Here is a 3,772-nt window from a genome sequence, read left to right as displayed (position 1 = left end):
TGCAGGTCGGAACTTACCCGACAAGGAATTTCGCTACCTTAGGATGGTTATAGTTACCACCGCCGTTTACTGGGGCTTAAATTCTCAGCTTCGCCCACAAGGGGCTAACCGGTCCTCTTAACCTTCCAGCACCGGGCAGGAGTCAGTCCGTATACATCGTCTTGCGACTTCGCACGGACCTGTGTTTTTAGTAAACAGTCGCTTCCCCCTGGTCTCTGCGGCCCACACCCGCTCACGGAGAGCAAGTCTCCATCACGGGGCAGGCCCCCCTTCTCCCGAAGTTACGGGGGCATTTTGCCGAGTTCCTTAACCATAATTCTCTCGATCGCCTTGGTATTCTCTACCTGATCACCTGTGTCGGTTTGGGGTACGGGCGGCTAAAACCTCGCGTCGATGCTTTTCTTGGCAGCATAGGATCACCGGATCCCCCCAAACGGGGGTCCCATCAGATCTCAGGCACGTGCTCGAAGCACACAGGAACGGATTTGCCTATCCCTGACCCTACATCCTTAGACCGGGGCAACCATCGCCCGGCCCGGCTACCTTCCTGCGTCACACCTGTTAATACGCTTACCTCCCAGGATCAGGTCCCGCGCTCGGCCAAAACCCACAACACCACAAGGGTGAGCGGGCAGGCTCCGGGCGGTTAGTATCCCCCGCTTGGCATGGACGGTTCTTCGCCGGTACGGGAATATCAACCCGTTGTCCATCGACTACGCCTGTCGGCCTCGCCTTAGGTCCCGACTTACCCAGGGCAGATTAGCTTGACCCTGGAACCCTTGATCATTCGGCGGACGGGTTTCTCACCCGTCTTTCGCTACTCATGCCTGCATTCTCACTCGTGTAGGCTCCACCGCTGGTTTACACCGCGACTTCACTGCCCACACGACGCTCCCCTACCACTCCACACCCCTGAACCACGAAGGCTAGGGCATTATGTGAAATCCACAACTTCGGCGGTGTACTTGAGCCCCGCTACATTGTCGGCGCGGAATCACTTGACCAGTGAGCTATTACGCACTCTTTCAAGGATGGCTGCTTCTAAGCCAACCTCCTGGTTGTCTTCGCAACTCCACATCCTTTCCCACTTAGCACACGCTTAGGGGCCTTAGTTGGTGGTCTGGGCTGTTTCCCTCTCGACTATGAAGCTTATCCCCCACAGTCTCACTGCTGCGCTCTGACTTACCGGCATTCGGAGTTTGGCTGACGTCAGTAACCTTGTAGGGCCCATCGGCCATCCAGTAGCTCTACCTCCGGCAAGAAACACGCAACGCTGCACCTAAATGCATTTCGGGGAGAACCAGCTATCACGGAGTTTGATTGGCCTTTCACCCCTACCCACAGCTCATCCCCTCCATTTTCAACTGAAGTGGGTTCGGTCCTCCACGACGTCTTACCGTCGCTTCAACCTGGCCATGGGTAGATCACTCCGCTTCGGGTCTAGATCACGCCACTACACTCGCCCTATTCAGACTCGCTTTCGCTACGGCTACCCCACACGGGTTAACCTCGCGACGTAACACTAACTCGCAGGCTCATTCTTCAAAAGGCACGCCGTCACCAGAATCAGACTGGCTCCGACGGATTGTAAGCACACGGTTTCAGGTACTGTTTCACTCCCCTCCCGGGGTACTTTTCACCTTTCCCTCACGGTACTGGTCCGCTATCGGTCATTAGGAAGTATTTAGGCTTATCAGGTGGTCCTGACAGATTCGCACGGGATTTCTCGGGCCCCGTGCTACTTGGGATACTCCCCAGGCCGTGCACAACATTACGGTTACGGGGCTCACACCCTCTCTGGCCGGCCTTTCAAGACCGTTCACCTATGCCTGCACCTCACCTCACTGGTCCGGCAGAACCAGAACGGAAAGTCCCACAACCCCGCCCATGCAACGCCCGCCGGCTATCACACATGGAAACGGTTTAGCCTGATCCGCGTTCGCTCGCCACTACTAACGGAATCACTATTGTTTTCTCTTCCTGCGGGTACTGAGATGTTTCACTTCCCCGCGTTCCCCCCACGCACCCTATGTGTTCAGATGCGGGTCACACAATCACCTTGCAGCGTTGTGCGGGGTTTCCCCATTCGGACATCCTGGGATCAACGCTCGGTTATCAACTCCCCCAGGCTTATCGCAGATTCCTACGTCCTTCTTCGGCTCCTAATGCCAAGGCATCCACCGTGTGCCCTTAAAAACTTGACCACACAAGATCAATAAACTTACTCGAGAGAACCACGAGCCACTTGGGCCCAGGTTCATTCATAAGAAATTGCTGTAAGAACACACACCAAAAGCATGTGTTCTAGATGCTCGCGTCCACTATGTAGTTCTCAAACAACAACCCCATCAACCAGACCCCCAACCACCACAACCCACCAAGGGGCTGATCACGTGACCGAAGGAACCGGAAGCAGGAACAAAAGAAACACCAGAACGATGCCCTCTGCATTGCTGCAAAAAGGTCCTGTTGCCTCAGGACCCAACAGTGCGCCAAACACAACCCCACACACCCACGCCCCGGCAGCTTTCCCAACAACACCACACCCCCCCAAAGGAGAAGCACAGGCCGCCGTACTGGCACCAGGACACAACCGGTAAAGGCCATGCCAAACAAGTTTGATTCGTTGATATTCCACCCATGAGCACCCACCGCAGAACAGACGCCTGCGCAATGGGCAACACTGACAACCACCACCATCCGCATACACGAACACCAGCAACTGTTAGCAGCTCCTTAGAAAGGAGGTGATCCAGCCGCACCTTCCGGTACGGCTACCTTGTTACGACTTAGTCCCAATCGCCGGTCCCACCTTCGACGGCTCCCCCCACAAGGGTTAGGCCACCGGCTTCGGGTGTTACCAACTTTCGTGACTTGACGGGCGGTGTGTACAAGGCCCGGGAACGTATTCACCGCAGCGTTGCTGATCTGCGATTACTAGCGACTCCGACTTCATGGGGTCGAGTTGCAGACCCCAATCCGAACTGAGACCGGCTTTTTGGGATTAGCTCCACCTCACAGTATCGCAACCCTTTGTACCGGCCATTGTAGCATGCGTGAAGCCCAAGACATAAGGGGCATGATGATTTGACGTCGTCCCCACCTTCCTCCGAGTTGACCCCGGCAGTCTCCTATGAGTCCCCGCCATAACGCGCTGGCAACATAGAACGAGGGTTGCGCTCGTTGCGGGACTTAACCCAACATCTCACGACACGAGCTGACGACAACCATGCACCACCTGTAAACCGACCGCAAGCGGGGCACCTGTTTCCAGGTCTTTCCGGTTCATGTCAAGCCTTGGTAAGGTTCTTCGCGTTGCATCGAATTAATCCGCATGCTCCGCCGCTTGTGCGGGCCCCCGTCAATTCCTTTGAGTTTTAGCCTTGCGGCCGTACTCCCCAGGCGGGGCACTTAATGCGTTAGCTACGGCGCGGAAAACGTGGAATGTCCCCCACACCTAGTGCCCAACGTTTACGGCATGGACTACCAGGGTATCTAATCCTGTTCGCTCCCCATGCTTTCGCTCCTCAGCGTCAGTTACAGCCCAGAGACCTGCCTTCGCCATCGGTGTTCCTCCTGATATCTGCGCATTTCACCGCTACACCAGGAATTCCAGTCTCCCCTACTGCACTCTAGTCTGCCCGTACCCACTGCAGAACCGGAGTTGAGCCCCGGTCTTTCACAGCAGACGCGACAAACCGCCTACGAGCTCTTTACGCCCAATAATTCCGGATAACGCTTGCGCCCTACGTATTACCGCGGCTGCTGGCAC

2 rRNA genes are annotated in these 3,772 nt (G+C 56.0%); both read right to left on the bottom strand.

Going from position 1 to position 3,772, the window contains the following annotated elements:
* Nucleotides 1-2,204: ribosomal RNA gene (locus ACIQID_RS16565) — 23S ribosomal RNA — on the bottom strand; the annotation flags it as partial.
* A 536-nt stretch (nucleotides 2,205-2,740) separates the two neighbouring features.
* Nucleotides 2,741-3,772, bottom strand: a 16S ribosomal RNA gene (locus tag ACIQID_RS16560); the annotation flags it as partial.

Source organism: Microbacterium sp. NPDC091676 (genome assembly GCF_044756645.1).
Lineage (GTDB): Bacteria > Actinomycetota > Actinomycetes > Actinomycetales > Microbacteriaceae > Microbacterium > Microbacterium paraoxydans_D.
The sequence above is the reverse complement of the archived record's forward strand: the minus strand, read 5'-3'. Positions and strand labels throughout refer to the sequence as shown.